Origin of the sequence: Acinetobacter sp. yr461, assembly GCF_900110445.1 — a bacterium.
Taxonomy (GTDB): Bacteria; Pseudomonadota; Gammaproteobacteria; order Pseudomonadales; family Moraxellaceae; genus Acinetobacter; species Acinetobacter calcoaceticus.
This window is the reverse complement of sequence record NZ_FODU01000015.1, coordinates 39,081-64,671: the sequence shown is the minus strand read 5'-3', so window position 1 is coordinate 64,671 and position 25,591 is coordinate 39,081. Positions and strand designations below refer to the sequence as shown.

24 protein-coding genes and 1 pseudogene are annotated in these 25,591 nt (G+C 40.1%); 20 read left to right on the top strand and 5 right to left on the bottom strand.

The window, feature by feature from the left end; genetic code table 11:
* Positions 1 to 47: 47 nt before the first annotated feature.
* Complete coding sequence (locus tag BMW38_RS16275; protein ID WP_003655711.1) at positions 48 to 1,262, bottom strand: amino acid aminotransferase; 1,215 nt, start codon at positions 1,260 to 1,262, stop codon at positions 48 to 50.
* Positions 1,263 to 1,777: 515 nt separating this feature from the next.
* Here BMW38_RS16275 and BMW38_RS16270 point away from each other — a divergent pair.
* From BMW38_RS16270 to BMW38_RS16235, 8 genes and pseudogenes are all read left to right on the top strand, one after another.
* The gene (locus BMW38_RS16270; protein WP_003655709.1) at positions 1,778 to 2,488 is read left to right on the top strand and encodes a GntR family transcriptional regulator; all 711 of its coding nucleotides are present in this window, start codon (positions 1,778 to 1,780) and stop codon (positions 2,486 to 2,488) included.
* A complete protein-coding gene (gene prpB, locus BMW38_RS16265; RefSeq protein WP_003655707.1) occupies positions 2,481 to 3,365 on the top strand; it encodes a methylisocitrate lyase in 885 nt (294 codons plus the stop codon). The genes BMW38_RS16270 and prpB overlap by 8 nt, the downstream gene beginning before the upstream one ends.
* 68 nt (positions 3,366 to 3,433) lie before the next feature.
* On the top strand, positions 3,434 to 4,591 hold the full coding sequence (gene prpC, locus BMW38_RS16260) for a bifunctional 2-methylcitrate synthase/citrate synthase (RefSeq protein ID WP_003655705.1): 1,158 nt from the start codon (positions 3,434 to 3,436) through the stop codon (positions 4,589 to 4,591).
* On the top strand, positions 4,591 to 7,197 hold the full coding sequence (acnD, locus tag BMW38_RS16255) for a Fe/S-dependent 2-methylisocitrate dehydratase AcnD (RefSeq protein ID WP_092709999.1): 2,607 nt from the start codon (positions 4,591 to 4,593) through the stop codon (positions 7,195 to 7,197). The genes prpC and acnD overlap by 1 nt, the downstream gene beginning before the upstream one ends.
* Before the next feature lie 217 nt (positions 7,198 to 7,414).
* The gene (locus tag BMW38_RS16250; protein ID WP_092709996.1) at positions 7,415 to 7,930 is read left to right on the top strand and encodes a hypothetical protein; all 516 of its coding nucleotides are present in this window, start codon (positions 7,415 to 7,417) and stop codon (positions 7,928 to 7,930) included.
* Positions 7,931 to 8,251: 321 nt separating this feature from the next.
* The gene (locus BMW38_RS19500) at positions 8,252 to 8,386 is read left to right on the top strand and encodes a zinc ribbon-containing protein (RefSeq protein WP_004640417.1); all 135 of its coding nucleotides are present in this window, start codon (positions 8,252 to 8,254) and stop codon (positions 8,384 to 8,386) included.
* Between the two features lie 121 nt (positions 8,387 to 8,507).
* Positions 8,508 to 9,083, top strand: a complete 576-nt coding sequence (locus BMW38_RS16240; protein ID WP_004795421.1) for a DUF4126 domain-containing protein — start codon at positions 8,508 to 8,510, stop codon at positions 9,081 to 9,083.
* 265 nt (positions 9,084 to 9,348) lie between these two features.
* Positions 9,349 to 9,850: pseudogene (locus BMW38_RS16235) on the top strand (NUDIX domain-containing protein).
* 231 nt (positions 9,851 to 10,081) lie between these two features.
* Here BMW38_RS16235 and BMW38_RS16230 read toward each other — a convergent pair.
* Entirely contained in the window at positions 10,082 to 10,426 is a 345-nt protein-coding gene (locus BMW38_RS16230) for a hypothetical protein (RefSeq protein ID WP_092709990.1), read from the bottom strand.
* 114 nt (positions 10,427 to 10,540) lie between these two features.
* On the opposite strand from BMW38_RS16230, the gene BMW38_RS16225 reads away from it, so the two are divergent.
* A complete protein-coding gene (locus tag BMW38_RS16225) occupies positions 10,541 to 10,960 on the top strand; it encodes an NUDIX hydrolase (RefSeq protein WP_092709986.1) in 420 nt (139 codons plus the stop codon).
* A gap of 104 nt (positions 10,961 to 11,064) precedes the next feature.
* Here the strand turns inward: BMW38_RS16225 and BMW38_RS16220 are convergent, their stop codons facing one another.
* Positions 11,065 to 11,349 (bottom strand): hypothetical protein, encoded by a 285-nt coding sequence (locus BMW38_RS16220; RefSeq protein WP_092709984.1) that lies wholly within the window; start codon positions 11,347 to 11,349, stop codon positions 11,065 to 11,067.
* Between the two features lie 679 nt (positions 11,350 to 12,028).
* Here BMW38_RS16220 and BMW38_RS16210 point away from each other — a divergent pair.
* Positions 12,029 to 13,258, top strand: coding sequence for a beta-ketoacyl synthase N-terminal-like domain-containing protein (locus BMW38_RS16210; protein WP_092709981.1), 1,230 nt, complete (start codon positions 12,029 to 12,031; stop codon positions 13,256 to 13,258).
* 119 nt (positions 13,259 to 13,377) lie between these two features.
* On the opposite strand, the gene BMW38_RS16205 is transcribed toward BMW38_RS16210, so the two are convergent.
* Entirely contained in the window at positions 13,378 to 14,070 is a 693-nt protein-coding gene (locus BMW38_RS16205) for a tetratricopeptide repeat protein (protein WP_092709978.1), read from the bottom strand.
* Positions 14,071 to 14,333: 263 nt separating this feature from the next.
* Here BMW38_RS16205 and BMW38_RS16200 point away from each other — a divergent pair, with 263 nt between their 5' ends.
* Genes BMW38_RS16200 through BMW38_RS16190 form a run of 3 tightly spaced genes read left to right on the top strand, consistent with a single transcriptional unit; the run spans position 14,334 to position 19,147 of the window.
* Positions 14,334 to 17,147, top strand: a complete 2,814-nt coding sequence (locus tag BMW38_RS16200; RefSeq protein ID WP_092709975.1) for a type VI secretion system Vgr family protein — start codon at positions 14,334 to 14,336, stop codon at positions 17,145 to 17,147.
* Positions 17,140 to 18,234 (top strand): DUF2515 family protein, encoded by a 1,095-nt coding sequence (locus BMW38_RS16195; protein ID WP_092709972.1) that lies wholly within the window; start codon positions 17,140 to 17,142, stop codon positions 18,232 to 18,234. The genes BMW38_RS16200 and BMW38_RS16195 overlap by 8 nt, the downstream gene beginning before the upstream one ends.
* Positions 18,235 to 18,259: 25 nt before the next feature.
* The gene (locus BMW38_RS16190; protein WP_092709969.1) at positions 18,260 to 19,147 is read left to right on the top strand and encodes a hypothetical protein; all 888 of its coding nucleotides are present in this window, start codon (positions 18,260 to 18,262) and stop codon (positions 19,145 to 19,147) included.
* Positions 19,148 to 19,196: 49 nt separating this feature from the next.
* Here the strand turns inward: BMW38_RS16190 and BMW38_RS16185 are convergent, their stop codons facing one another.
* On the bottom strand, positions 19,197 to 19,898 hold the full coding sequence (locus tag BMW38_RS16185; RefSeq protein WP_092709966.1) for an SDR family NAD(P)-dependent oxidoreductase: 702 nt from the start codon (positions 19,896 to 19,898) through the stop codon (positions 19,197 to 19,199).
* Positions 19,899 to 20,149: 251 nt separating this feature from the next.
* On the opposite strand from BMW38_RS16185, the gene BMW38_RS16180 reads away from it, so the two are divergent.
* The 7 genes from BMW38_RS16180 to BMW38_RS16150 all read left to right on the top strand — a co-directional run bounded on the left by BMW38_RS16180 (position 20,150) and on the right by BMW38_RS16150 (position 25,589).
* Entirely contained in the window at positions 20,150 to 20,734 is a 585-nt protein-coding gene (locus BMW38_RS16180; RefSeq protein WP_092709963.1) for a TetR/AcrR family transcriptional regulator, read from the top strand.
* Between the two features lie 196 nt (positions 20,735 to 20,930).
* A complete protein-coding gene (locus BMW38_RS16175; protein ID WP_092709960.1) occupies positions 20,931 to 22,130 on the top strand; it encodes an MFS transporter in 1,200 nt (399 codons plus the stop codon).
* 479 nt (positions 22,131 to 22,609) lie between these two features.
* Positions 22,610 to 23,113 carry a DUF2867 domain-containing protein gene (locus BMW38_RS16170; RefSeq protein WP_092709957.1) on the top strand — a complete coding sequence of 168 codons (504 nt, stop codon included), beginning with the start codon at positions 22,610 to 22,612 and terminating at the stop codon, positions 23,111 to 23,113.
* Between the two features lie 80 nt (positions 23,114 to 23,193).
* The gene (locus BMW38_RS16165; protein ID WP_092709953.1) at positions 23,194 to 23,895 is read left to right on the top strand and encodes a DUF1003 domain-containing protein; all 702 of its coding nucleotides are present in this window, start codon (positions 23,194 to 23,196) and stop codon (positions 23,893 to 23,895) included.
* 111 nt (positions 23,896 to 24,006) lie between these two features.
* Complete coding sequence (locus tag BMW38_RS16160; RefSeq protein ID WP_092710021.1) at positions 24,007 to 24,672, top strand: RluA family pseudouridine synthase; 666 nt, start codon at positions 24,007 to 24,009, stop codon at positions 24,670 to 24,672.
* A 128-nt stretch (positions 24,673 to 24,800) separates the two neighbouring features.
* Positions 24,801 to 25,184 carry a ribonuclease E inhibitor RraB gene (locus BMW38_RS16155; RefSeq protein ID WP_003655664.1) on the top strand — a complete coding sequence of 128 codons (384 nt, stop codon included), beginning with the start codon at positions 24,801 to 24,803 and terminating at the stop codon, positions 25,182 to 25,184.
* Between the two features lie 27 nt (positions 25,185 to 25,211).
* Entirely contained in the window at positions 25,212 to 25,589 is a 378-nt protein-coding gene (locus tag BMW38_RS16150; protein WP_092709951.1) for a nuclear transport factor 2 family protein, read from the top strand.
* Positions 25,590 to 25,591 lie beyond the last annotated feature (2 nt).

Below are 25,591 nucleotides of genomic sequence, written 5' to 3'. Positions count from 1 at the left end.
GAGACATAAAAAAAGGCGCCGAAGCGCCTTTTCTTTTAAAGCTGTTTTTATGCTGCTTCTGTTGATTTAGCAAGCACTTCAGCAACTGCTTTTGCAACAGTGTAAACATTGTTCATGTTTAAACCTGCTACACAAATACGACCACTACGTACTAAGTAGATTGCATATTCTTCACGCAAGATATCCACTTGCTCAGCAGTTAGACCTGTGTAGCTGAACATACCTTTTTGGTTTACAAGGTAGCTAAAGTCACGGTCTGGTAATGCTTTGGTGAGTTCATCTTTCAAGATGCTACGCATTTTAATAATACGCTCACGCATCTCTTTTACTTCACCTTGCCATTGTTGGTTAAGTTCAGCGTCATTTAACACTTCATCAACTAACCAAGCACCTGTTGTCGGTGGGCTAGAGTAAATACGGCGTACAGTTGCTTTTAACTGACCGAATGTGCACTGAGCAGCTTCTGCATCGTCACATACGAAAGTTAAGCCGCCAACGCGCTCGCCATATAAAGAGAAGATTTTAGAGAACGAGTTGCTCACAATGAAGTTTAGACCCGCTTGGTCTAAAGCACGGATTGCATACGCATCTTCTTCCATACCATCGCCAAAACCTTGGTAAGCGATGTCTAGGAAAGGAATAAGGTTACGATCTTTTAATACTGCAATCACTTGGTCCCATTGCGCTGGGTTTAAGTCAGCACCAGTTGGGTTGTGGCAGCATGGGTGCAATAAAACAATGCTTTGCTCAGGCAAAGTTTTAAGTGTAGACAGCATACCGTCAAAATCTACACCACGAGTTTCGTTATCGAAATATGGGTAGAAATGCGTCTTAATGCCAGCGCCATTGAAAATCGCAACGTGGTTATCCCAAGTTGGTTGGCTTACCCAAACGTCTGAATTTGGGAAATAAGTTTTTAAGAAGTCAGCACCAACTTTCAATGCGCCTGAACCACCAAGTGTTTGGATGGTTACAGCACGGCCCGCTTTAACTGCTGGGCTGTTTGCACCAAATAAAAGTGCTTGAATTGCTTCACGGTAAGGTTTGAAGCCTTCCATTGGCAAATAAAGTTTGGTTTTACCGTTCTTAGGCTCAATACGCTTTTGCGCCTCAATAATGGTCTCTAACTGAGGAACAATACTGTCTTCGTTATAGTAAAGACCAATACTCAAGTTTACTTTTTCAGAACGAGTATCAGCATTGAACTGTTCCATTAAAGAGAGAATTGGATCGCCTGCGTATGGGGGGATATGTTGAAACATCAAAAAAGTCCTTTCATTCAACAATATGCATAGAGTTAAGTTTTTTCTGTTTCGAAAAATACATTACATCTATGTCGATGCTCAATAATGTACCAATAAAGCTACTGTGAAGCACCAGATAATTTCATTAATATCGATATTTTCCGGAAGAAACGATAAAAAAGATTTAAAAGAAATTACGGTAAATAGATACTAATTTATAACTCATGATTTCATTCAAACAGATTGTCTACAATCTTACTGTCATAGAAGGGTTGTAGACTAAAGTTTGAAACAAAAGTTTAGCGCCCAAAAGACACTTGAGAAAGAACCATAAAACTATAGATAAATTGATATTAAATCTTTGTTTTATAAGTATTAACAGGTAAGTAGCGTAATAGTCTAAATATAAGGTGAAATAAGAGGTTAATCTATAAAAATTGACCTAGTGCGTTCTCTAAAGTGTCAACAATCAACTTGATTTTTTTCATTCATACCGCTATAAAAGCCATAATTGATTAAAAATTGTCGACAATATGCAAGATTTGACCTTCGCACCAGAGCCTCTACAAAGTCAGGGTAGAACACTGACCGAGAATGTATTTAAACAAATACAGACGGCTATTGTTTTGGGTCAAATTCCGGCAGGTAGCAAAATATCTGAACCTGAACTGGCACGGACTTATGGCATTAGCCGTGGACCTTTGCGTGAAGCGATTCATCGTCTTGAAGGTCAAAAATTAGTTGAGCGCACTGCACATGTGGGCGCGCGCGTGGTTTCGCTATCGCTGCAACAGTTTAAAGAGCTTTACCAGATTCGTGCTTCTTTAGAAGGTTTGGCTTGCAAGCTTGCTGCACAGCATATTGATAAAAAGCAAATCTTGGCACTACGTGATGTATTGCGTATGCATGCTGAAGATGAAAACTTTAAAGCAGGTAAAGGATATTACTTGCAAGAAGGGCAGGACGATTTTCACTACTGCATCATTAAAAGTAGTGGCAATAAAACCTTAGAAAAAATGTTGTGTGATGAGCTTTATCACCTCATTCGTATGTACCGAATTCAGTTTTCAAACACACCCGATCGACCAAGCAAAGCTTGGGACGAACATATCCGTATTTTAGATGCAATTGCAGAAGGCGATGGTGAACTTGCCGAGCTGCTCATGCATCGACATATCAATGCTTCTTACAAAATTATTGAGCAAACACTGCTACAAGCACAAGGAGAACATAACAATGGCTAAACAATCCGCAGGTCAGCTATTTCGCGATGCCGTAGCCCAAGAAAAGCCATTACAAGTGGTTGGAACCATCAACGCCAATCATGCACTTTTGGCAAAACGTGCAGGTTATAAAGCGATTTACTTATCAGGTGGTGGTGTAGCCGCTGGTTCTTTAGGCTTGCCTGATTTGGGAATCAGTAACCTTGATGATGTGTTGACAGATGTACGCCGTATTACCGATGTATGTGATCTTCCATTATTGGTCGATGCTGACACAGGTTTTGGTGCTTCTGCATTTAACATTGCGCGTACCACAAAAGCACTCATCAAGTTTGGTGCTGCGGCAATGCACATTGAAGACCAAGTGGGCGCAAAACGTTGTGGTCACCGTCCGAACAAAGCCATTGTGACTCAAGAAGAAATGGTTGACCGCATTAAAGCTGCGGTCGATGCGCGTGGTGATGACAGCTTCGTAATTATGGCACGTACTGATGCCTTGGCTGTAGACGGTTTGCAAGCTGCAATTGACCGTGCAGGTGCCTACATTGAAGCGGGTGCGGACATGTTGTTCCCTGAAGCAATTACCGAGCTTGATATGTACAAGCAATTTGCTCAAACAACTGGCGCACCAATTTTGGCAAACATCACAGAGTTTGGTTCTACGCCACTATTTACCACTGAAGAGTTAGCATCTGCCGATGTAAGCCTTGCGCTTTATCCGCTTTCTGCTTTCCGTGCCATGAACAAGGCAGCCGAAACTGTGTATGAAACCTTACGTAAAGAAGGTACTCAAAAGAACGTGGTTGATATTATGCAAACGCGTAAAGAGTTATATGAACGCATTAATTACTATGCGTTTGAAGACTACTTAGACAACGCATTTGCTAAAAAGAAATAAGAAGTGAAAACGGTACGAATCCGTCGTGTTTAATAAATAAATTCAGATAGATAGGAAAGGACAATCTTATGAGCTCAAATGAAACAACAACAGGCTTCAAACCAAAAAAATCAGTTGCACTTAGCGGACAAGTTGCAGGCAACACAGCACTTTGTACCGTAGGACGTAGCGGTAACGACTTGCACTATCGTGGCTATGACATTCTTGACCTTGCAGTGGGTAGCCAGTTTGAAGAAGTTGCTCACTTGCTCGTACATGGCAAATTACCAAACAAAGCTGAACTCAAAGCGTATAAAGCAAAATTAAAAGCACTACGCGGCTTACCTGCAGCACTTAAAACTGCGCTTGAGCAATTACCACCGTCTGCACACCCAATGGATGTAATGCGTACAGGTGTTTCAGTCCTAGGTTGTTTAACTCCAGAGCACGAAGACCACAACGAAGCTGGCGCAAAAGATATTGCTGATAAATTAATGGCAAGCCTAGGTTCAATGCTGCTTTATTGGTACCACTTCAGCAACAACGGTCGTCGCATTGAAGTTGAAACTGATGATGACTCAATTGCAGCGCATTTCTTGCATTTACTTCATGGTGAAAAACCATCTGAAGAGTGGATTGAAGCAATGCATACATCACTCATTTTGTATGCTGAGCACGAATTCAACGCATCTACATTTACGTCACGTGTGGTTGCAGGTACAGGTTCTGACATGTATTCGGCAATTACAGGTGGTATTGGTGCACTTCGTGGACCTAAACATGGTGGTGCAAACGAAGTTGCATTCGTAATTCAACAACGTTACGACAACGCAGATGAAGCTGAAGCAGACATTCGTAGCCGTGTTGAGAAGAAAGAAGTTGTGATCGGTTTTGGTCACCCTGTCTATACAATTTCTGATCCACGTAACGAAGTCATCAAAAAAGTGGCGCATGACTTGGCACAAGCACAAGAGAACACCAAAATGTACTTAATCGCTGAACGCTTAGAAGCAGTGATGAAAGATGCGAAAAACATGTTCCCGAACCTCGACTGGTTCAGTGCTGTGAGCTATCACTTAATGGGTGTTCCAACCGCAATGTTCACACCATTATTCGTGATTGCACGTACAGCAGGGTGGTCAGCTCACGTGATTGAACAACGCCAAGACGGCAAAATCATTCGTCCAAGCGCGAACTACACAGGCCCTGAAAACCTCAAATTTAAACCATTGGCGGAGCGTGGTTAATGAACATAAAATACCGTAAACCGCTGGCAGGTACCCAGCTTGAATATTACGACGTGCGTCAAGCCGTTGAAGATATTCAGCCAGGCGCATACGAAAAACTGCCTTACACCTCAAAAGTCCTCGCAGAGCAATTGGTACGTCGTGCCGATGCCGAGAACTTAACTGCCTATTTAACGCAGTTGATTGAACGTCGTCAGGACTTGGACTTTCCTTGGTACCCTGCGCGCGTGGTGTGTCATGACATCTTGGGTCAAACTGCATTGGTTGACCTTGCAGGCTTGCGTGATGCCATTGCTGACAAAGGTGGCGACCCATCTAAAGTCAATCCCGTTGTGCCGACGCAGCTTATTGTCGACCACTCTTTAGCAGTGGAATACGGTGGTGCTGACCCAGACGCTTTTGCAAAAAACCGTGCTGTTGAAGACCGCCGTAACGAAGACCGTTTCCACTTTATTGAGTGGACCAAAACCGCATTTAAAAATGTCGATGTAATCCCTGCGGGGAACGGTATTATGCACCAGATTAACCTAGAGAAAATGTCTCCAGTTATTCAGGCGCGTGATGGCGTAGCATTCCCAGACACATGTGTCGGTACAGACTCACACACACCACATACAGACGCTTTGGGCGTAATTTCTGTGGGCGTTGGTGGTTTGGAAGCTGAAAACGTGATGTTGGGCCGTGCATCTTGGATGCGTCTGCCGGACATTATTGGTGTTGAGTTTGTAGGTCAGCGTCAGGCAGGCATTACTGCAACAGATATCGTACTTGCTCTAACTGAGTTCTTGCGTAAAGAGCGCGTGGTTGGTGCTTACCTTGAGTTCTTTGGTGAAGGTGCTGACAGCATGTCTGTAGGCGACCGTGCAACCATTTCGAACATGACACCAGAATATGGCGCTACGGCTGCAATGTTCTACATCGACCAAAACACAATCGACTACTTACGCCTAACAGGCCGTGAAGATGCTCAAGTGGCATTGGTTGAACAGTACGCAAAAGAAATCGGCCTTTGGGCATCTGACATGACCAAAGCAGAGTACCCACGTGTACTTCGTTTTGACCTATCAAAAGTAACACGTAACATTGCTGGTCCATCAAACCCACATGCACGTGTTTCAACAAGCGATTTAAAAGAAAAAGGCATTGCAGGTGTTGTTGAAAACCGTTCTGATGGCTTAATGCCTGATGGCGCAATCATTATTGCTGCCATTACTTCATGTACCAATACTTCTAACCCACGTAACACCGTGGCGGCAGGTTTGTTGGCACGTAAAGCAAATGAGCTAGGCTTAGTTCGTAAACCTTGGGTGAAATCATCATTTGCACCGGGTTCAAAAGCGGCTGCACTTTACCTCGAAGAAGCGGGCGTTCTAAAAGACTTAGAACAACTTGGTTTTGGTATTGTGGCTTACGCTTGTACAACTTGTAATGGTATGTCGGGCGCGTTAGATCCAGTTATTCAACAAGAAATTATTGACCGTGACTTGTACGCAACAGCGGTACTGTCTGGTAACCGTAACTTCGATGGCCGTATCCATCCATATGCAAAACAAGCGTTCTTGGCATCTCCACCGCTTGTTGTGGCGTATGCAATTGCGGGCACGATTCGTTTTGACATCGAAAAAGATGCTTTGGGTCACGATAAAGACGGTAACCCGATTTACCTGAAAGACATTTGGCCATCTGACGCTGAAATTGATGCGTTAGTTAAAGAAGCTGTGAAGCCTGAACAGTTCCGTAAAGTCTACATTCCAATGTTTGACTTGGGCGTAACCGTAGAGGCTGAAAGTCCGCTTTACGACTGGCGTCCACAAAGTACTTACATCCGCCGTCCGCCATATTGGGAAGGGGCGTTGGCCGCACCACGTACTTTAGCCAACATGCGTCCGCTTGCGATTTTGGGTGACAACATCACCACTGACCATTTGTCGCCTTCAAACGCGATTTTGATGGACTCGGCTGCGGGTGAATACCTTCACAAAATGGGTTTACCAGAAGAAGACTTCAACTCATACGCAACGCACCGTGGAGACCATTTGACTGCACAACGTGCAACATTTGCGAACCCGAAACTGTATAACGAAATGGTGGTCCGTTCAGACGGTACGATCAAGCAAGGTTCAAAAGCGCGTGTAGAGCCAGAAGGCGAAGTAATGCGTATGTGGGAAGCGATTGAAACCTACATGAACCGTAAACAGCCGTTAATCATTGTTGCGGGTGCTGACTACGGTCAGGGTTCGAGCCGTGACTGGGCTGCGAAAGGTGTACGCCTTGCAGGTGTTGAAGCGATTGTGGCAGAAGGCTTTGAGCGTATTCACCGTACGAATTTGGTGGGTATGGGCGTGTTACCACTTGAGTTTAAAGCAGGTGTAAACCGCAAGACTTTAAAGCTAGATGGTACAGAGCTTTATAGCGTGATTGGTAATATTGCGCCGCGTTCGACTTTAACTTTAGTGATTGAACGTGCTACAGCGGATGGTAAAGAAGAGATTCTTGAAGTGCCTGTGACTTGCCGTTTGGATACAGAAGAAGAAGTTTCTGTATATGAAGCGGGCGGTGTATTACAGCGTTTTGCGCAAGACTTTTTAGAAGGCCAAGTGGCTTAATACCTTAGTTAAAAATAATTGATATAGTTTTAAGAGCCCCACTTTAGAGTGGGGTTTTATTTGTTTATACATAGATAATTAATTATAAAAAATGACTGAATATATTATATTTTTAAAAATTATTTTATTTTCGTCATCAAATTCTCTTTAACTTACATTAAGATACGCGGTTCTTACACTTAAATATAAATCACAATAGATTTCTTGGAAAATATCAATGCGTAACTTATTCATTATTTCAATTTGCTCTCTTATATTAACTGCTTGTGGGACGATGCCTTATGTAAGTACAGAATACCCTTTGCGTGCAGGTCTAATTCAACCTGTGAAGGTTATTGGCAAGGCTGATGTGACCAATGCCCAAACTTCAGATGACCGAGTGATTGTATATTCTTATATGGGTACAAAACTGGACTCTAGCATTAAGGCTATTACAGAAACGATGGTACAGCAGACTCAAAAGGAACTATTGAAAAATGGTCAACCTATTGATGGTAATGGATCGAAATCGATTGCGATTAAAGTAAATTCATTACGTAGTACCTACACCAATCTGCTTTTCTGGCGCAGTAAAATTAAATTCGAAGCGACTTTAGGAAATGGACAAACTATTCCATTTACCGTTCCTCATACGAGTGGTGTGTTAGTACAAGATTTAAATGGATGTATTGCAGAAGGGGTAATGACTTTACTTAATGATGCGCGTGTAAGAAGCTATTTAGCAGAAAAATAAGAATATAAAAAAAGCCCGACATCCTGTCGGGCTTTTTCGTATTTGGTTGCTAGATATGACTCCTGTCGTATCTCACGTCCTGATGCATGAATCTATTATTATTGTTTTGTGTTCCGGAACATCCTGTTCCTGTATGAACTCATCATAGGAAAAAAGCAGGGGATCGCCAATCCGCAAAATCCCTAAAAGTTTGTAAGATAAATCGTACAAATAACATTTTTTGCATTTATGCCATCATCATCGGGCGAAATGGACAATTGACAATCACTCTAACTGGGTTATATTCCTGTTTAATATCTATACGATTATAGGAATGCAATCATGGTAACAGCTGGCGAAAAACCCGGAACAGGCTTCTATTTCTGCGCTCAATGTGGCCAGAGAGTGTTTTTAGAAATTAATACAGATCGTTTACCACCATGCACTAAATGCTATTGCACTGAGTTTAAACGTTAAGAATAAAATAATATTTGCGTTCGCATTTAACAAAAAGCCCTGTCACCCGATGGGGCTTTTTGTTAGTTTAAAATAAGACTTACATAACAAGACCCGCGATGGGCATGAAAAGGAAACCGTTATGGAAACTATATTAGGTTTATGTATTGGCGTGGGGCTGAGCGCTGCCTGCGGTTTTCGCGTGTTTGTGCCGCTGTTGGTCATGAGCATTGCAACCATGATGGGATGGTTTGAGCCATCAAAAGGTTTTGAGTGGTTGGCTATGCCATCGGTTTGCTTGGCTTTGGCTGTGGCAACAGTCTGTGAAGTTGCAGCTTATTATATTCCGTGGGTCGATAATGCTTTAGACACAGTCGCGACTCCTGCGGCTATGATTGCGGGTACGTTAACGACCATGGCTGTGAGTAGTGGTGAAATGTCACAGTTCGCAGGTTGGGCGGCAGCCATTATTGTGGGTGGTGGTACGGCAGGCGTGGTGCAAATGAGTACAGTCGCTGCACGCGGTGTTTCAACTGCAACCACAGGTGGCTTAGGGAATTTTGTTGTTGCTACAGGGGAGTGGATTGGCGCAATTTTACTTTCGGTTTCAGCTTTGTTAGTTCCTGCGCTGGTTGCAATAGTGGTGCTGATTGCTGTTATTTGGGCAGTCCGTTGGATACAGAAGAAGAAGCAAGAACAGGCACATAGCCCGTTATAGATGAGCCTAAACATCATTTTTAAAAGATCATAAAAAAAGCCCAACATCCTGTTGGGCTTTTTCGTATTTGGGTACTAGATATGACTCCTGTCGTATCTCACATCCTGATGCATGAACCTATTATTGTAGTTTTATGTTCTGGAACATCCTGTTCCTGTATGAGTTCATATTAGGAAAAAAGCAGGGTGTCGCCAATCCGCAAAATCCCTAAAAGCGTGTAGGCTAAAACGTACAGTGAGAAATAATTTAACTTTTCAAAGTGAATATGAATAATAGCCACCTTGTTACTTTAAGAAAAAAATCAAATGCGTATTAGAAAATCTTCACGACTATTAGTGATTAATGAAAATCATCAAATTTTATTATTTCAATTTACTCATACAAATGATGCTTTGGCTGGTCAATCACATTGGGCAACTGTCGGTGGAGGGCTTGAAGAAGGGGAAACCTTCGAGCAAGCAGCTTGTCGAGAGCTTTATGAAGAGTTAGGTGTAGTAAGAAGCGAGGTGGGCACTCATGTCGGAACACGAAATTTTGAAATGATGCTACCAAGTGCAGAAGTTGTAATTTCTGATGAAAGGCTTTTTATTGTTTTTATTAAAAATGAAGAAGTGAGTGCAGCAAACTGGTCAGAACATGAAAAGCTTGTGATTAGCAAAAGTCGTTGGTGGACATTTGATGAACTGAGCCAAACAGACGAGATTGTTTATCCAAATAACATTCCTAATATTCTTGTAGATAGCTTGCCTGAGATTTTTAAACTCTAAAATTTTATCAATATTCAGATATAAAAAAAGCCCGACATCCTGTCGAGCTTTTTCGTATTTGGTTGCTAGATATGACTCCTGTCGTATCTCACGCTCCTAGTGCATGAACCTATTATTGTAGTTTTATGTTCCGGAACATCCTGTTCCTGTATGAACTCATCATAGGTAAAAAGTAGGGTGTCGCCAATCCGCAAAATCCCTAAATGTTTGTAGGTTAAAACGTACAAGCAACTATTCATCTTCAGGTAAAGGCCAAAGGATTTCCTTGTTTTGCTTGAGTTTTTGATACCAATATTGGCTTATAAGTTCTTTGTCATCTCTATCGAAATGATAAACGAATATATCTAAAGCTTCGTTTAAGTCGAGGTCATAGCGAAACTTGGCAGTAGCTAAATGAGCCTGTATTTCATATAACTGATTAAATATAGGTAGAGAATCTTCATAATTTAATGATTGAATTTTTTGAAGAAGTTCTTTTATTTGAAGCTCATACGTATCTAAAATTCTTGCAAGGTCAATAGTTACATCTCTATAGGTAATGAGTCTTTGCTCAAATTCATTCCATGTATAGTTCATTCTAGTAAATGTTTAAAAATTTAATGTAAGCACAGAATAACTTGATGGGTTATAAAGTTGATGTAATTTTACTAATTTTTAAATATCTACCTAAATTTAAAGAAGAAAATAATCATGACTTTAATAGAAAAAGTGGTCCCCGTGATATTCAGGGAAAGTAATAATAACTTGGAAATTTTAGTATTTAGACATCCGTTAGCAGGAATTCAAATCGTTAAAGGTACAGTGGAACATCAAGAAAAGTTAGAACATGCCGCTTTGCGTGAGCTTTATGAAGAATCTGGAATAAAGAATGCTCAAATCCATTCATATCTAGGTAAACATATTCCTTCAGAGGCAGGGCCTGACTGGCATGTTTTTGTGTGTAGTACACATGAGGCTTTAAAAGATGGATGGTCACATTTTTGTGAAGACGATAATGGATTAACTTTCGATTTTTTCTGGCACTCTTTTTTAAGTCCTCCAACAGAAGAATGGCACCCTCTTTTTAAAGAATTATTTGAATTTATTAAATCTAAATACAAGCTCAACTAACCAAACAACTTAGGCCTCTGTGCCACAACAGGCTTTAATCTTTTGCGCTGATTTAAAGTAATAAACCATTGCAGCACAGAGATAAAGGGAGCTAAGCCAAACGCTTAGCCCATACTACTTTTGTCACACTGCTGCATGACGCTGAAAAAAGTAGGGGCAAAGTCCCGTGGGAGAACAGGACTTTGCAAACTGACATGTTCTAGGCGCTGCATCAGCTTAGGTGAGTAAGCTTGTTCAAGTCGCTGGTAAATACATTCACAACTGGTTTTGCTGTGTCCACCCGACAGGCAAATTTTTTCAAAATCCTGTTGGGTGTGTAAGTTACAGCCCGAAATACTCAAGCTGCCTAGAACGAAACTTAAAGCCAAAATAGGTTTATAAATTGTCATGTTATTCTCATAATGATTTATATCTATGAGTAGAATAAAAATATAATTGGTTTAAAGTTTAAAATAATTTTTAGGTAATAATTAATCCTCCCATAAACACAGGAAAATAAAATAATTAAATTTTTAAAATAAAAATAATTTATAAATTTAAAAAGATAGGGTACAGAAAACCCAGATTTTAAATAAATAAAATAGTTAAATTAGAGAGGGAATAAGTTTGAAAAGTGTCATGGTCAACTCCTTAAAATTATGGAGTCCTACCACCAGATTACCGCGAATTAATTTATGGTGGTAGAACGAAAGGGGGTTGACAGACTGGACTCGTAGAACCAGCACGCACGGGGCGTCCCCCTCCCGTCCTACCGCAAAGAAAAGGGGACGCAAGGGTCTAACGAATTATAGTAGAACTATAATCCGCTACGAGTTACGGTCTGTCAAAACCGTCTGGCAATGTAGGCCAGCAACGAGATAATAATCGGTGATTTTAATTACGTCAATTTAATATTTAAAATATTTTTGATTTAATAATAAAACTAAATATATTTTAAAATAAAAATATTATTATTAACTTTTTATTTATATTTGATTAGAAAAAATAATAAATATAGACATATTTTGCCAGTTCTAAAAAAGAACTTGGCTGATAAGATTTATTTTCATTATTTTTATCGAGATAAAAATGGAACGTGTTGTAATCACGGGTATGGGAATAAATTCTTGTATCGGAAATACATTAGAAGAAGTCACTGATTCCTTAAAAGCAGGCCGCTCAGGCATTCGCTATAACGATATTTATGCCAACTTAAATTTTCGAAGTCGCGTCAGTGCTACGGCAGAAATGAATTTTGAAAATATTGATCCAGAGTTAAAAAAACACATGGGCGTTTGTGCCATGTATGCATATAACTCGGCGGTTGATGCCGTGCGACATGCCCAGCTCAATGTGAGTGATATTGCCAATAACGCTAAATATGGAATTATTGGGGGAACAGGGGGATCTTCGACAGCTTCAATTGTTGAGATGCTTTACACCTTAAAAGACCAAGGGGCAGGCGATGTATCTCCTTATTTAGCTTCACGTTATCTTACAAATACCATTAGTTCTAACCTTTCAAATGCTTTCAATCTAAAAGGTATTTCTCAATCAATTGCCAGTGCATGTGCAACTTCGGCAGATGCAATTGGATATGCATTTCACCTCATTGCTTCTGGCAAACAAGACCTCATGTTGGCAGGCGGTGGCGAAGAAGACCATTGGTCTCAAACAGCAATATTCGATGCGATGGGCGCCTTATGCTCTAAATATAACGATGCGCCTGAAACAGCTTCCCGACCATATTCAAAAGATAACGATGGCTTTGTAATCGCTGGCGGAGGTGGCATGGTGGTTTTGGAATCTTTAAGTCATGCTCAAAAGCGCGGAGCAAAAATTTTGGCAGAAGTGGTTGCCTATGCTGCCAATAGCGACGGTGCCGATATGGTTGCACCAAGTGGTGAAGGGGCAACACGGTGTATTAAACTGGCATTAGAAGAAGCTAAGCAAAACGGCTCTGAAACGATTGATTATATAAATACGCATGGTACTTCAACGCCAGCAGGAGACATTCCAGAACTATTGGCCATAGAAAGAGCGTTTGGCAGCGAAAAAGTACCGCCACTGAGTTCAACCAAGTCAATGACTGGGCATAGTTTAGGAGCAGCAGGCGTACATGAGGCTATTTATTCTATTTTAATGCTACAAAATAACTTTATCGCACCGAGTATTAACATTACCGAACTGCGAGAAGAAGCTAAAAATTTCGATATTGTTCAAGAGAGCCGAGAAACCGAACTGAAAACAGTCATGAGTAATAGCTTTGGTTTTGGTGGGGTAAATACCTGTCTCGTTTTTAGAAAATGGGAAGGGTAATTTAAGGTCAAAAATATATGTGGACCTTATAAAAAGAATAAAATAGGTCATACATACAATTTTATAAGTGATGGAAATACAAAAATTTATTAATAAAAATATGATAGAGATGATTACTTTTATTCTAAATTTTTAAGCATTTCTTTAGCATCTACGTCTCCTGCATTGGCAGCTTGCTGAAACCATTTCTTTGCCAGTTGTAGGTTTTTCGGCGTCCCTTCACCATTTAAATACATCTGGGCCAAGTTGTACTGGGCATCGCTCTCATTGTGCTCGGCGGCTTTGGTATACCACTTAAGCGCTTGCTCATCACTTTGGGTGACGCCGTGACCTTTTTTATAGAGCTGAGCTAAATTATATTCTGCGGGTGGATAGCCTTGCTCGGCAGCACGACTAAACCATTCAAACGCTTTTCCATAATTTTGCGCAGTTCCTTCACCCTTGTCGTATAACACCCCTAAGTTATATTGCGCTTTAGCATGACCCTTAGCCGCAGCCTTAGTAAAATAATCAAAAGCGCGCTTGGCATCTTTTTCGACGCCTGTGCCTGTGTAATACATCATACCTAAACTATATTTTGCGCCCACGCTTCCATTTTGATCAGCCGCAGTTAGCCATTTAAAAGCTTGCTCATAATTTTTAACAACGCCTTGTTCACCGCTTAAAAGCATCATGCCCAAATGATATTGAGCAACGGGTTGCCCTTGTTCTGCACGATATTGAATATCGGCCACACTCGGTTCAGCAAATGCTGAAGAATGAAGTGAGAAAATCACCGTAAATATATAAAAAGCAGACTTTTTTATTTTCATATCTCATCCTGAATTTTATTAATTTGAATATTTATTTTTCCTTTGATATCTATTTGAATACAAAGAAAAAATATTAAATGCATCTTGGTGATTTATAGCGCTTTAAAATGATCTGATTTTACGGATTAAATACCTATTGAATAACAAATTAACCTAAAACAGCATATTTAGACTAGTTACATTTTGAAAATGAGTATAGATAGACAGATTAGTCTTTTTTTAATTAAAATGCGGCCTAAATATAAGTTTGATTGATAATAAAAATGCAGATGAGTGTGTCGAGTATATTGGAGCGTTTAGGCCTTGTTTCACAAAATCGTGCCGTTCATATCCAATTCTCAAATCAGTCTTTAAATCAGCAAGTCTTCTTACAACGTGTTGAAGGCGAGCATACGCTCAACCAAGGCAGCGTTGCTGAGTTACTGTGTCTGTCGACAAACGCGCATATTGCATTAAAACAATTTATTGGCTGTCAGGTTGCCGTCGATCAGGTGACTGACATGGGCCAGTTCTTTAGAACGACAGGTATTATTACCGAAGCGAGCCAAGGGCAAAGCGACGGCTCACTCACCATTTATAATCTCACCTTAAAAGACCCAACTGCACTTTGGCATAAACGCCGTAATAGCCGTGTGTTTATGAACAAAAGCGTGCGGGATATTAGCGAAATTCTGTTTAAAGAATGGCAAGGCAAAAGCCCGCTATTTGCCTCAAGCTTAACGCTCGACACGGCAGGCTTAACTAAAGACTACGATGTGCGTCCATTTGTGATGCAATCAAACGAAAGCGATTATGACTTTTTAACCCGTTTATGGCGTAGTGAAGGCATTAACTGGTTAGTGGATGAATCTCAGCTTTTGATCGCTGACCCGAATGCGTCCATTCAGCCACAAGTGTTACGTTTAATTGACGATAACCAAAATTATCAGGCCCTTGAACGCCGTAGCCTACGTTACCAACGCAGCAGTGCCACAGAACAGTTCGATACCATTACCCAAGTTAAAGCTGAGCGCCGCTTACAGCCAACCTCGGTTCATGTGCAGCGCTGGCAAGCCGATGCTTTGCAACAAGAAGAAGGCAGTGGCAGCGTACAAGGCACACAAAAGCACAGCGAACACTATGACAATGCGAGCTTAAACCTTGAAGATGCATGGCACGTCAGCCCCGCTTGGATGCAGGACTTAAACGGTGAAGACCAAGCCACCGCTTCAGGCAATAGCCAGATTGAACAACTTAACCAGCATATCAATGCTTACCATCACCTGAGCTCTAAACAGTTTACGGTTTCTGGTAACGTCCGTGATGCTCAGGTGGGTTATTGGTTTGAACTCAATGACCACCCTGAACTTGAGCGCCATGATAGTGCCGATAAAGAGTTTTTAATCTTAAGCAAGCACTACTATAACCAGAATAATTTACCGAAAGAGTTACAACAGCAACTTGAGCGCCTATTACCAAAAGATAAGCTCAAGGCAGCCCAACTCGACGGCCAAAACCTTGAGCAACGCCACTTTGCTGAGCTAAATGTCGTTCGACGTAACATTAAAGCTGTGCCTGAGTATAGCCCGCTAGAACACCGACCAGCTGCTTACCCGCAGCGCGCTAGAGTGGTTGGGTTAGAGGGCGAAAGCATTCATGTTGACCAGTGGGGACGTATTAAAGTCCGCTTCCTGTTTACTCGAACTGATGATCATAGCCATGACGGTGGAGCGGGAAGTAACGACAATGATACCGACTCGGCTTGGGTCGATGTACTCACCCCGTGGGCGGGTGCGGGTTATGGCGCACGCTTCTTGCCACGAGTGGGCGAGATCGTAGTGATCGACTTCTTTGACGGCAACATTGATCGACCATTTGTGGTGGGCCGTATTCATGAAGCTGAACGCTACCCAACGCAGTTCGACCAGAAAGGCCAACTACCTGACACTAAAAAACTGAGCGGCATTCGCTCCGAAGAAGTCGATGGTAAGGGTTTTAACCAACTCCGTTTTGATGACACCACAGGCCAGATCAGTGCCCAGCTACAAAGTAGCCATGCGGCCAGTCAGCTAAACTTGGGTAACTTAAGCCATCCAAAAGACAAAGCGGAAAGTGATGGTCGAGGTGAAGGTTTCGAACTCAGAACAGACCAGTGGGGGGCAGTTCGAGCTGGCAGTGGTTTACTCGTTAGTACCCATAAACAGGATCAAGCTCAAGGCGTACACCTTGATGCAAACGAGGCGAAACAACAAATCGACGGTGGCCTTAACAATGCCAAGGCACTTAGTGAAGTTGCCAAAAATCAGCAAACCGACCCGTTAGAAAATTTAGAAAACCTAAAATCCTTTATTGAAAAACTTGAGCAGCAAGACAATGCAAAAGCCAAAACGTTTAAAGAGGCGATTATGCTGCTGGCGAGCCCAAATAGCATCGCGCTGAGCAGTAATGAAGACATTCACTTAAGCGCAGATGGCCAGATAAACCAAACTGCTGGGGACAGCATAAATCTGTCTACCCAAAAGAACTTGATTGCACATGCCCAAAATAAAATCAGCCTTTTTGCGGCGCAAGAAGGGGCAAGACTCTATGCAGGCAAAGGCAAAGTCGAGATACAAGCGCAAGGCGACGGAGCAGATTTAATTGCTCGTAAAGCTGTTCAGATTATTTCAGCAGAAGACAAAATCGAAGCGACAGCAGCCAAAGAAATTGTACTCACCGCAGGCGGCTCTCAAGTCAAAATTACTGGGTCGGGTATTTTTATGACCACAGGCGGTAAGTTTGAGGTGAAGGCTGGGCAGCATTTGTTTAAAGGAGGGGCTGAAGTAGGTATGAACCTTCAAGGTTTACCCGCTTATGAAACCTATAATGAGAGATTCAAGATGCTATTGCCTTCAGGTGAACCACTTTCATTTGTTGATTACAAGATATCTTCTGAAGGTAAAGAAATTTTTGCTAACGCAGATAAGAAAGGGCAAACCAAAGAAATACATAGCCCTAAAGAACAGGGGCTTAAGCTCGATTTGTTATGGTTGGAGCTAGAAACAGTAGATGAAGCCGAAGTTTGGGTAGATCCAGCGCAAGGAAGTAAAAATGTCTAACAGTTTAGATTGGAACAGTAAAACGAACATAAGTGAACATAGTTGTAAGGATGCTCACTGTGATTGTTTGACATTTTGGGAAATATATCAGCAAGAAGCGATCAAAAGATTATCTAACTTACAAAAAGCGAATAACTATAAACTTGAGCCAGGATATGAGGCGAGAGCGAGAAGAATCGCCTCCGTTTATGCCAAAATATTTTTAGAAATAGAGCACGGCGGAAATAAAAATCTTTTAGGACGATATTATTGGATGGGGTTGGGAGCTTTTGCCTCAAAAACGGTTGCAACTATATTCAAGCATTGGGGGAGCCTGCTTGGCTATAATGTCGGTGTACAAGAGGCTATAAATCTTTTTGCTCGTGGCAATTTGTGGTTGTTTATGGATATTGCTCCTTGGCATTTAGCTTGGAGTGCATCTTCAGAATCTTTTAAGAGTTGTAAAGGTACGCGAGATACTAGTACATTCAAATTTGTTAAGCCAGCATTAATGAATTTGCCATGGTCATCGTGTTTACCTAGTATTAAAAATTTAAAGGTGACGAAAGAAATTAATGATGCTTTTACTCTATTACCTGCCATTGAGAAAGCTTTTTTGAATGGAGGTGATGAGAAAAGTAAATATAGAAAAGCTAGTCAAAATCTATTCGATCATTTGATGGCTATTGCGGTACAGGAACAACATAATATTCTTCAAGTTGTTGTTTGGGAAAATACATCAGTTAAATTTGGTGCGTGGATGCAACGTTGGTTTATAGGTATGCCAGATGCCACACTTGTTCTATCAAGTGATTATAGTGTAGACGCGGTAAAAAAGAATTGGTTTGGTAATTATACAGGTAGTAAAGCTGATCAATTAGTAGAGCTAAAAGAGGATGTTTACATTGCTCCTCTCAAGCATACGATTGCTGAAGATTATGATAGTCGTATGAAATGGATTGGTAAGGCAGCTGAAAAATATCACCGTTTAATGCTTGATGAAAAAGGTCGGCCATTTTTACAACAAGAATTGAAAACCATTTCTAAATGGGGAAATAGCAAAGCCGATTTTAAAATACATTCAAGTAGTAATGAAGGGAAGGTGTGATGCTAGATAAGGCTGGAAACTTATTATGAAAAACTATTTATCTTTATTTATCTGCATTATTACATGCATCTTTTTAACTTCTTGTAAGCCTGCAAATAATACTACCCAAGGAAATAAGTCGATGAACCAAAATCAAGATGTAATAGCCCTTCATTTTGGTGAACAAGGCATGCAAGATTTTAGTAAAAATAGTACTACACCAGTTGATCGTCAGCCTGCAGGGATGAATTTTTTATCATTAGATTGGACTCCACCAAAACTAGGTCGAGTACGTGTATTTAGTGAAAAGAGTAATTTAGAAATTGAAAATGTAATCAGTGTGCTAGGTACACAAGTAGCTCGACGAAGCAATGATGGTATTCAAATCATGGACATTAATGCTAGCTTGCATCCAAATGAATATACCACGAGTCAAGAAGCCTATACTGCTTATACTAAATTAGTGCATCAGATTAATGACAAACAATGGAAGCAGTATTTTTTACCTTTTAGTGCTCGAATTGATAAACAAGATAATCTAAAGCATATGACTGAAACTATGGGTGAGGTTATAGATCCAACTTATATCTTAAGTTTTAAAGAATGGCAGGCTGTTCTTTTGAAAACAAATAGGTTGGTATTTAATTTGTATAATGGGGATGTGGAGTTGGGTATTAGTCTTCGACAGACTTATAAAGATGATAAAAAAGAACAGTATATGGTGAGGTACAGCTTTGAAAACTTTAAATATGCAGGGCGAAATGCTATCTCTGATACAGATAAGATGAATTCAGAGCAGTTAAAGCAAGCATTTGAAACTGAAGTTGCCAATAATAAGAAAGCCCGTAAAACTGAAGAAAATAATATGAAAAAAGAGGGTTACCATATAGATGAAAGCTATATAGACCCAGATATTTGGCCTTATGTGCAATAAACTGTAAGAAGCGTAATTTATTACGCTTCTTCGGTCATAAGAAATAATTTTAAGCCGCTTGAATTGCTTCTCCACAAAGAGAAACGGTTTCTTGTTTACGTTGGTGTAAGTACCAGAACTGCTCTGCAATGGTTTCGGGATGTACTGTGTACGTTTTATCTTGAGCGCCTGATGTCCCATCAACAAAGCCATTCACAATGACTTGGCTCACGTAAACATTTGAGTCAGCTAGACTATGAGCAAGTAAGTTGGTGGTTTTATATTGGGCGGCAGCAGTAATTGCTAATGATGAATATTCTTTGGCAACTAAATCTATTCCGACCGCATCGAATGCGAAAATTCCATTTGTCGATAAAATGCTGCCATGATTTTTTTCTAAATCACGTAGGCAAGCTTGTACCGTAGTAATATAGCTCGAAACGCGAATATGAAAGCTTTTGGTGAGCTCCAGTGGAGGGGTTTCTAATATGTTGCCTTCAATATCATGGGAAGCATTCCAATGAATATTTTTAATCTCTCCTAATTGATCTTTAATGCATTTAATAAGATTTGGTATGTTTTCAAGAACGGCTAAATCACATGTAAAAGCGTAAGCTTCAATACCATGTGTTTTAAGTTCTAAAATGGCCTTTTCGAGTTTTTCGGCATTTCGTGCCACTAACCCGATTTTATAGCCTTCTTTACCAAATTTATGTGCTACGGCTTTGGAAATACCTGTTCCATAACCAAAGATTATAATATTGTTGTTCATTATAAAGTTCCAAAAACCAATTATTTGGTTAGAAATAGTTTATAATATGTTTTTATAATGTATTCAAGCGAAAAAGTTATCTATAAAAATAATACTGAAAAGAGCAAAACAAAAAATCTTAAAAGCAGTAATGAGTAAGTTTGGTTTGAATGATCCAGATGGGACAACGATTGATGAAATAATTTTTAATTTGACTTATTTATCTTCATATCATAAATTAATTGGAACGATCGTTCCTGTTAAGTCTGCTTATGCGAACAAAAGAATTTGAAACTGATGAAATTGCTGATGCAGCCATGCATGTTTTTTGGCGCCATGGATATGCAGCGACTTCGGTTCAAGATTTGGTTGAAGGTACGGGATTATCTCGAAGTAGCCTTTACAGTACCTTTCAGAGTAAACAGGGGCTTTATCAAAAAGCATTACAACGCTATGAACTTTTAACTACACTTAATAATGTGAAGTTGCTGTCTGGCTCAGATTCTCCGAAAGCACTTATTCGGCAATTACTTATGAATGTGGTCGAAGATGAGCTAAATGATGCAGAACACAAAGGCTGTCTGGTCGCAAATGCTTGTTTAGAGTTGGCTGGGCATGATGAAGATGTCACTCAATTTGTTGTAAGTAATCTACAGAAAATACAGCATGCTTTAGAGAATTTATTAATTAAAGCTCAACAATCTGGTGAAATTGCTTCTACCCAAAACCCACGTGCATTAGCAAGTTTCTTTCTAAATACCATGCAAGGTTTACGTGTTTTAGGCAAAGGCAGCCCGCTTGAACAAAGAAAGCAATGCTTAATGGATGTGGTGGAGATTGCTTTAAACGTTTTATAAAACTCATTTAAACCTTAACTATTGTAGAGCTGGATAGTTAAGGTTTTTATTTAACTTAAATTGGAATGATCATTCCATAATAATGATTTTAGTTTACATGGAGAACAAATGTCTTCCCATCCTAACTTTATAAAACGAGCTATAACTATGCACAAAAGAGTAAGTACTTTGAAAAAGAGTTTGAGAGTAAAGCTTTATGAATATTAAGAGTGATGAAACATCTCATCAGTTAAGTGAAGAGTTCTCTGCTCAATTACCGATTTGGAAACTGTTGGCTTTTACTGTTGCAGGTTTTCTGACCATCATGACGGAAACCATGCCAGCAGGGCTTTTGCCCCAAATCAGCCAAGGGCTAAATATTTCAGAGGCATACGCAGGGCAGCTTATAGCAGTGTATGCCTTGGGCTCGGTTTTAGCGGCAATACCTCTGATTAGTCTTACTCGTAGTTGGAATCGGAGACCCTTATTACTCAGTGCTATTGCGGGTTTACTTTTATTTAATGCGATTACTGCCTTATCAAATGATTATATTTTAACTTTGATTGCTCGTTTCATTGCAGGTATGGCGGCGGGCGTTATATGGGGGCTTTTAGCGGGTTATGTAAGGCGCATGGTCCCAGCATCGTATCAAGGTCGAGCTTTAGCAATTGCTGGGGTTGGGCAACCGATTGCTTTGTCGATAGGTGTTCCTTTGGGCGCATGGTTAGGAACGCTGTTTGAATGGCGTGGCGTATTTTGGATAATGTCTTTATTGGCATTGATTTTATTTGTCTGGATACGTTTTGGTATTCCTGATTTTGCGGGACAGTCAGCACAAAAAAGGTTGCCCATTTTAAAAGTTCTTTTAATGCCCGGCATTAGAGCTGTTTTAGCAGTCGTATTCCTTTGGATATTAGCCCATAGCATTCTTTATACTTATATTTCGCCTTTCTTGGCTTCGACAGGGCAGGCATACAAAGTCGAGACGATACTTTTTGTATTCGGTATTTCTTCAATTGTAGGCATTCTCATTACAGGTGTGTTTATCGATCGATCATTAAGAAAAATAACGCTTTTAAGCTTATTTGTATTTGCTATCGCAACAATACTGTTAGGTGCTTACAGCTCTTCGAGTTTTGTAGTTATAACTGGCGTTGTGCTGTGGGGAGTAACTTTTGGCGGCGCTCCAACATTATTACAGACTGCTTTAGCAAGTACAGCGGGTCATGAAGCAGATGTCGCACAGTCTATGTTGGTCACTATGTTTAATCTTGCTATCGCATTCGGTGGAATGGTTGGCGGTGGATTACTTGAAAGCTTTGGTGCAGCTTCTTTTCCATGGATTATGCTGGTTTTTGCTCTCATCGCATTATGTACTGTTTACAATGCTCGTAAGCATGGTTTTATATCTTCATAAAAGATTTTTGCCCTTCATGACTGAAGGGTAATTTAATTTTTTATATTCTGATGTGCTTTCCCAAAACAGTTAATGACTTGGTAAAATAAACCGTAAAATACAAATAAAGTGGAATTTAAATTTAACTAATTATATTGAAATGGGAATAAATTCTTTTTAATTTACTTAATGGCGTAAAAATTTCCAAAAATAATGAAAATTAGCTGTTCTTAGAAAAACAATCCCGCAGGGTGCTGGCTAAACTATATCTCAAGGGTGTGATAGGGATCGAAAAGAGTAGCATGCACCAAAACGTATAACGTTAGTGTGTACTCACCCAAAAGGTCTCGATTCGGCTTAGGACGCTATAGATCAAAATTTTATAGGCATAAGGTTCTAACTTACAAAGTTATAATTGTTGAAGTAAACCATAGATGTTTTCCCTTGACACCCTAAAAAATTCTCTATAATAAAAACAATACTTTACAAGAATATAATCCATGAATAAGCCTTATCTTTCTGCCTTGCCACATGACAGCCAAATCTCATCTCAATTGAACAATGCTTACTTCCACGATTCGTGGAGTATTGTGCTTGGCCAACCAGACCTGAATGTATTTCAGCAACTTATTAAACTGTTCCATCACACGCCTCAATGGATAGAATGGAGTATGAATTTACGTAATAAAATTACTTCAAAGATTGGGCTTAAAGATTTAGGAAGTTTTAAGCAAATTGATGCGCATAAAAAAGAAAATGAATATGTAGCTGGTGACCGAATTGGAATTTTTACCTTGTTACAGCGTACCGAAAATGAGTTGGTGGTTGGCGATGACGATAAACATTTAAATGTGACTTTATCTATTTATAAGAATGAAAAGACTCAAGTACTGACCATAACCACAGTAGTGCATATTAAAAATTTGCTTGGACGACTCTACATGGTGCCAGTGATTCCTGCCCACCGAAAAATAGTACCAGTCACTTTACAGATATTGGGTTAGAGTACTATTTTTATTTACGATGTTATCCATTGAAATCGTTTATATAATATCCTTATTATTATAATTGCGAGCTGAATAAAATGGACAATAAAAACCAGTGTCGCCAATGCGCCGTTTGTGGAAAGAGTTTTCTCTTAAAAGATCTGGTCTCTGGTGAAGTCATTCGAGATGTCATTGGTGAAGAAATCTTGAAAGATTATCCGGATTGGTCTTTTTCAACCTTTATTTGCCGTGCTGATCTGGCGGACTACCGTATTAAGTATGTGCAATCACTATTGCGTTCAGAAAAAGGTGAGTTAACAACTTTAGAAAATGAAGTGATTGGCAGTATGCAACGGCATGAGCTGATTAGTCGAAATACAGAGACAGAGTTCGATCAAAATTGGACTTTGGGTGAAAAACTAGCAGATAAAATAGCCTCTTTTGGCGGAAGTTGGGTCTTTTTAACTTGTTTTGGACTGTTTTTAGTGGCTTGGATCATTTTAAATACTGTAGTGATGGTTGTACATCCTGTTGATCCTTATCCTTTTATTCTGCTTAATCTGGTATTGTCCTGTTTAGCTGCAATTCAGGCACCTGTCATTATGATGAGTCAAAATCGGCAAGAGGTAAAAGATCGGTTACGCGCTCAACATGACTATCAAATTAATTTAAAAGCTGAGCTTGAGATTCGCCATTTGCATGAAAAAATGGATCATCTTTTATCACATCAATGGGAAAGACTTGCACATATTCAAGAAATTCAGCTCGATCTTTTATCTGAAATGAATAAAAAACGGTAAAAACTGAATCTGAGTTTCACGTGGAACATGATGAGCTGTATAGAATATTTTGCGGTAAATTGGAAATTTCTTTATGATCTGCCGCCATGCTCCATTGCTGTTTCTACGACCATGCCTTTAAACGACAACTTTGTTTATGCTCCGCCACAAGACCCTCTTTCAATTTTATTTGAAGATGATGACTTGATTGTGGTTGATAAGCCAGCGGGCTTATTGTCGGTTATGGGGAGGTTGCCTGAACATCATGATAGTGCCTATTTACGGGTGCTTGAAAAGTTCCCTTTAGCCAAAGTGACTCATCGTCTAGATATGGCGACTTCGGGTTTGCTTATGTTCGCCAAGCATCGTGATGCAGAAGTCGCGGTGAGTAAAATGTTTCAGGCTAGAACAGTCAAAAAGCACTATATTGCCTTGGTACAAGGCCAAGTCGCGGAAGAGGGGAGCGTCGAGGTTCCACTCATTACCGATTGGGAAAATCGACCTAGACAAATCGTGCATTTTGAATTGGGGAAACACGCCAAAACCTTATTTCAACCGCTCACTTATGATGAAAGAACAAATCAAAGCCGAGTATTACTTGAACCAGTAACAGGACGTTCGCACCAGCTACGTGTACACATGATGCATATTGGACATCCGATTATGGGTGACAAGTTATATCACCCTGAACCTAAGCAATTTCACTTAAACCGTATGGCGTTACATGCCGCATATCTCGCTTTTCAGCATCCATTAAATGGAACGGATGTGGTGATCGAATCGCAGGTGCCTTTTTAGAATTTATATAATTAAAAAAATTAATTTGATGCAATTGGGAACGGAATATATACCCAAACTGCAATAAAAGTCGGGTATTCTTAATGCCGAATAATATTAATACGGCAACAACAACAAGGGATCATATTATGACTCGTGATTACGAACAATTTCCAGATGACGATAACGGCAATGTACTTTGGCAAATGGCTGAAGACGGGGATGATTTAACCGATCTACATGAAATTGAATTTTCTATTGCTTTTCAAGATCAGAAAAATGCAGAGCAATGTGCACTCTATCTACTGTACCAAGAACAAAAAGTTTCACTCTTTCAAGATGATTCTGTTGAGCCAAATGAATGGGTGATTACGGTCTTTGTCAATATGGAACCAGAGTACTCAGATATTGTTGATTTGGAACAATGGTTTACCAGCATCGCTGAAAAATTTCAGGGCGAATATGATGGATGGGGCTGCATGGCCTATGTCTTTGATGAGGATGAAGATGAAGAAGATGACCTGTTGCAGTAAGGTCTAAAATAACGGGTAGGAGATAACATGAACTTATCTCAAAAACAAATTGCTGTACGGTTTTTAGAGCTTGCCGCTGCTGGTGAAGTCGATGAAGCCTACAGCAATTATACTGCTCCAAACTTCAAGCATCACAACCCTTATTATGCTGGTGATGCGACTTCTTTAAAGGAAGGAATGCGTGAAAGCGCGGCTGAAACACCAAACAAAGTCTTTGACGTTCAACATGTCATTGAAGATGGTGATTTGGTTGCTGTGCATTCTAAACTTGAAATGCAAATGAACGGGTTAACAACCTTGGCAGTGGTTCACATTTGTCGTTTTGAAAATGGGAAAATTGCTGAGTTTTGGGATATCGGCCAAGTACAGCCCAACCCACTCGTCAATGAAAATGGTATGTTTTAATG

What these genes read in the sequence shown, in the direction of transcription:
- BMW38_RS16275 (WP_003655711.1), bottom strand. Translation starts at nt 1,262, where the DNA reads ATGTTTCAACATATCCCCCCATACGCAGGCGATCCAATTCTCTCTTTA.
- BMW38_RS16270 (WP_003655709.1), top strand. Translation starts at nt 1,778, where the DNA reads ATGCAAGATTTGACCTTCGCACCAGAGCCTCTACAAAGTCAGGGTAGA.
- prpB (WP_003655707.1), top strand. Translation starts at nt 2,481, where the DNA reads ATGGCTAAACAATCCGCAGGTCAGCTATTTCGCGATGCCGTAGCCCAA.
- prpC (WP_003655705.1), top strand. Translation starts at nt 3,434, where the DNA reads ATGAGCTCAAATGAAACAACAACAGGCTTCAAACCAAAAAAATCAGTT.
- acnD (WP_092709999.1), top strand. Translation starts at nt 4,591, where the DNA reads ATGAACATAAAATACCGTAAACCGCTGGCAGGTACCCAGCTTGAATAT.
- BMW38_RS16250 (WP_092709996.1), top strand. Translation starts at nt 7,415, where the DNA reads ATGCGTAACTTATTCATTATTTCAATTTGCTCTCTTATATTAACTGCT.
- BMW38_RS19500 (WP_004640417.1), top strand. Translation starts at nt 8,252, where the DNA reads ATGGTAACAGCTGGCGAAAAACCCGGAACAGGCTTCTATTTCTGCGCT.
- BMW38_RS16240 (WP_004795421.1), top strand. Translation starts at nt 8,508, where the DNA reads ATGGAAACTATATTAGGTTTATGTATTGGCGTGGGGCTGAGCGCTGCC.
- BMW38_RS16230 (WP_092709990.1), bottom strand. Translation starts at nt 10,426, where the DNA reads ATGAACTATACATGGAATGAATTTGAGCAAAGACTCATTACCTATAGA.
- BMW38_RS16225 (WP_092709986.1), top strand. Translation starts at nt 10,541, where the DNA reads ATGACTTTAATAGAAAAAGTGGTCCCCGTGATATTCAGGGAAAGTAAT.
- BMW38_RS16220 (WP_092709984.1), bottom strand. Translation starts at nt 11,349, where the DNA reads ATGACAATTTATAAACCTATTTTGGCTTTAAGTTTCGTTCTAGGCAGC.
- BMW38_RS16210 (WP_092709981.1), top strand. Translation starts at nt 12,029, where the DNA reads ATGGAACGTGTTGTAATCACGGGTATGGGAATAAATTCTTGTATCGGA.
- BMW38_RS16205 (WP_092709978.1), bottom strand. Translation starts at nt 14,070, where the DNA reads ATGAAAATAAAAAAGTCTGCTTTTTATATATTTACGGTGATTTTCTCA.
- BMW38_RS16200 (WP_092709975.1), top strand. Translation starts at nt 14,334, where the DNA reads ATGCAGATGAGTGTGTCGAGTATATTGGAGCGTTTAGGCCTTGTTTCA.
- BMW38_RS16195 (WP_092709972.1), top strand. Translation starts at nt 17,140, where the DNA reads ATGTCTAACAGTTTAGATTGGAACAGTAAAACGAACATAAGTGAACAT.
- BMW38_RS16190 (WP_092709969.1), top strand. Translation starts at nt 18,260, where the DNA reads ATGAAAAACTATTTATCTTTATTTATCTGCATTATTACATGCATCTTT.
- BMW38_RS16185 (WP_092709966.1), bottom strand. Translation starts at nt 19,898, where the DNA reads ATGAACAACAATATTATAATCTTTGGTTATGGAACAGGTATTTCCAAA.
- BMW38_RS16180 (WP_092709963.1), top strand. Translation starts at nt 20,150, where the DNA reads ATGCGAACAAAAGAATTTGAAACTGATGAAATTGCTGATGCAGCCATG.
- BMW38_RS16175 (WP_092709960.1), top strand. Translation starts at nt 20,931, where the DNA reads ATGAATATTAAGAGTGATGAAACATCTCATCAGTTAAGTGAAGAGTTC.
- BMW38_RS16170 (WP_092709957.1), top strand. Translation starts at nt 22,610, where the DNA reads ATGAATAAGCCTTATCTTTCTGCCTTGCCACATGACAGCCAAATCTCA.
- BMW38_RS16165 (WP_092709953.1), top strand. Translation starts at nt 23,194, where the DNA reads ATGGACAATAAAAACCAGTGTCGCCAATGCGCCGTTTGTGGAAAGAGT.
- BMW38_RS16160 (WP_092710021.1), top strand. Translation starts at nt 24,007, where the DNA reads ATGCCTTTAAACGACAACTTTGTTTATGCTCCGCCACAAGACCCTCTT.
- BMW38_RS16155 (WP_003655664.1), top strand. Translation starts at nt 24,801, where the DNA reads ATGACTCGTGATTACGAACAATTTCCAGATGACGATAACGGCAATGTA.
- BMW38_RS16150 (WP_092709951.1), top strand. Translation starts at nt 25,212, where the DNA reads ATGAACTTATCTCAAAAACAAATTGCTGTACGGTTTTTAGAGCTTGCC.